The organism is Thermodesulfovibrionales bacterium, from assembly GCA_035622735.1.
Classification (GTDB): domain Bacteria; phylum Nitrospirota; class Thermodesulfovibrionia; order Thermodesulfovibrionales; family UBA9159; genus DASPUT01.
Genome location: DASPUT010000127.1, coordinates 1 through 2,359, shown reverse-complemented (window position 1 = coordinate 2,359; position 2,359 = coordinate 1). Strand labels below are relative to the sequence as shown.

Sequence of the window (2,359 nt, the reverse complement as noted above, 5' to 3'; positions counted from 1 at the left end):
GCCGATCTTAGCGGTAATCTCTCCGCCGTGCGACCTGACTATGTAGCGGGAGACAAAGAGACCGAGTCCCTTTCCTTCAAACTTTCTGTTCTCTATCGCCTTTCCGCGGTAGAAGGGTTCGAACAGATAGGGTATCTCCCGATTGCCGATCCCCTGGCAGGTGTTCGCTATGTTTGCCATCCTCTTCCCTATGGATTCGAAGGTGCGTATCACGATCGAGCCGCCCTCCGGGGTATATTTCACGGCATTGTTGAGAAGATTCTCAAAGACCCGTCTCATGAGGGCCTCATCACAGACCCACAGGGTTCTCCCCCGTATAGCGTTATCCACTCGAATGCCCCTCGCGAGAATGCGGGGCATCAATGCGCCAACGACTTCACCGATGAGTTTTTTCATGTCGACTTCTTCCTTGAACAGGTCGAGGGGTTTTGAACGGGACGAGGCGATAAGATAGAGGTCATTGAGAAGATGGATGATGCGATCGACTTCGGTCAGACCGAAACTGATCGTGTCGCGGTATTCCCCGGCAGTTCTCTCCTTTCGCAAAGAGACCTCGAAGTTGCCCTTCAGGGAGGCCAGGGGGGAGCGTAATTCATGGCTGACGCTCGAGGAAAAATGCTCCTGAAAGGTGAATACGTCGGATATCGGCTTCATAGCCTGCTTCACGAGGTAGCGGCTGACAAGATAGGAGAGCAGGAGCATCCAGGGAAGGGTGAGGATAAGGAGATTAAGAAAATTCTTGACACGCTGGATCTCCGGCGCAAAAGACGCAGCGATCCGCCCCGAGTACTTTTCATCGAGGGGGAAATACGCGACGAGATAGGTTTCGTTCCTGATCTCTTTCATTTCGAATTTCTGGCTGCCCAAAAAAGCGCTCGCGAGCAAGTCCCTGTTGATGCCGGTATAAAAGGCGCGTGTTGTCGGGGAGGCCACGACGATGTCCCCATTGGCGTTGAGAATCTCGAAATGGTACTCCTCCCATTGGTTCTTGAAGGTGTCGAGACCCGTGCGGTGGTACTGGTCGATAAATTCATTCTGGATCTCTTCTCTCAAGTGCCGTTTGAGGGAATTCACGATATTCTGATGGAAATAGATGAAGATTATCGTGAGTATGATGACCGTGAAAGTCATGAGGACCAGTACGAACCGGATGGTGAGGCGTCTCTGGGTGAGTCTAATCATCGCTGTCTGATGCGGAGACAGCCTCTATCATGTACCCCGTGCCCCTCACACTGCGGATGAAGTCGGCGCGAGTGAATTCGGTGATCTTTTCCCGGAGGGACTTGATATGGACATCGACGATATTCGTGTTCGGGTTGAAGTCGTATCCCCAGACACTCTCGATAATCTGCGTCCGGGAGACGACCCGACCCACGTTCTTCAGGAGATACATGAGTATCGCATACTCCTTGGGACGAAGGGAAACCTCTTTGTCGCCCACATATACCTTATGGGAGGGGATATCGATCCTGAGCGATTTATATCTCAGTTCCGTAATGCTGCTCTGTTTGCGCCTCAGGAGGGCGCGGACCCTCGCAATGAACTCGTCAAAGGCGAAGGGTTTTGTCATGTAGTCATCGGCCCCGCAGTCGAGGCCACTCACCTTATCCCGAACCGAGTCTTTCGCGGTGAGCATCATGACAGGGGTCTGTATATTCTTCTTCCGTACCTGCCTGCAGACTTCGATTCCGTTGAGCCCGGGAAGCATAATGTCAAGGATAATGAGGTCGTATTGATTCGCAAAGGCAAACGCGAGGCCTTCGTCGCCGTCTACAGCAAGGTCCACGGTATAATTTTCTTCCCCGAGGCCTTTCTTGATAAAGTTGGCGACGCCCTTTTCGTCTTCAACAAGGAGTATCTTCATACTTTATTGTATCTTATTTGGACCTTTTTGAGAAGGGTCTTTATCCGCTTATATCGCACCGATTCACCTTATCCGAAGGAGTAAGCTAGAAGAGATCGAAAGAAATTGAGCCTTCTCTTTAGAGTTCCTCCGCGAGAATGAGAAGAGGTATAGAGAAATCTTAGCTTGACAGAATGGAAAGCCACGTGATAGTGTTACGAAAAGAAGGAAAGTAACACCATGTCAATTATACGATTCGGCATATCACTCGACAATGCCCTGCTCGAAAGGTTTGACAGTCTCATCGGTAAGAAGGGCTATGCGAACCGGAGCGAGGCGATCAGGGATCTCATCAGGGATACGCTGGTAACGGAAGAATGGGAGGCTGCCGCCACCGAGACCGTAGGAACAATCACGATCGTTTACTCGCATGATAAGAGAGAGCTTACCGACACCCTCACCGATCTTCAGCACCGTTACTATGATTCGATAATCTCATCGCTCCATATACATCTC

At 50.9% G+C, this 2,359-nt stretch carries 3 protein-coding genes; 1 reads left to right on the top strand and 2 read right to left on the bottom strand.

Annotated elements, in window-relative coordinates:
* Positions 1–1,182: ATP-binding protein (locus VEI96_07010; GenBank protein ID HXX57734.1), on the bottom strand; the 1,182-nt coding region annotated here is incomplete at its 3' end.
* Positions 1,175–1,864 carry a response regulator transcription factor gene (locus tag VEI96_07005; protein HXX57733.1) on the bottom strand — a complete coding sequence of 230 codons (690 nt, stop codon included), beginning with the start codon at positions 1,862–1,864 and terminating at the stop codon, positions 1,175–1,177. The genes VEI96_07005 and VEI96_07010, both read right to left, overlap by 8 nt.
* 219 nt (positions 1,865–2,083) lie before the next feature.
* On the opposite strand from VEI96_07005, the gene nikR reads away from it, so the two are divergent.
* On the top strand, positions 2,084–2,359 hold a 276-nt coding region (nikR, locus tag VEI96_07000), incomplete at its 3' end, for a nickel-responsive transcriptional regulator NikR (GenBank protein ID HXX57732.1).

Coding starts and splice junctions, on each gene's coding strand:
- VEI96_07005 (HXX57733.1), bottom strand. CDS start 1,864: ATGAAGATACTCCTTGTTGAAGACGAAAAGGGCGTCGCCAACTTTATC.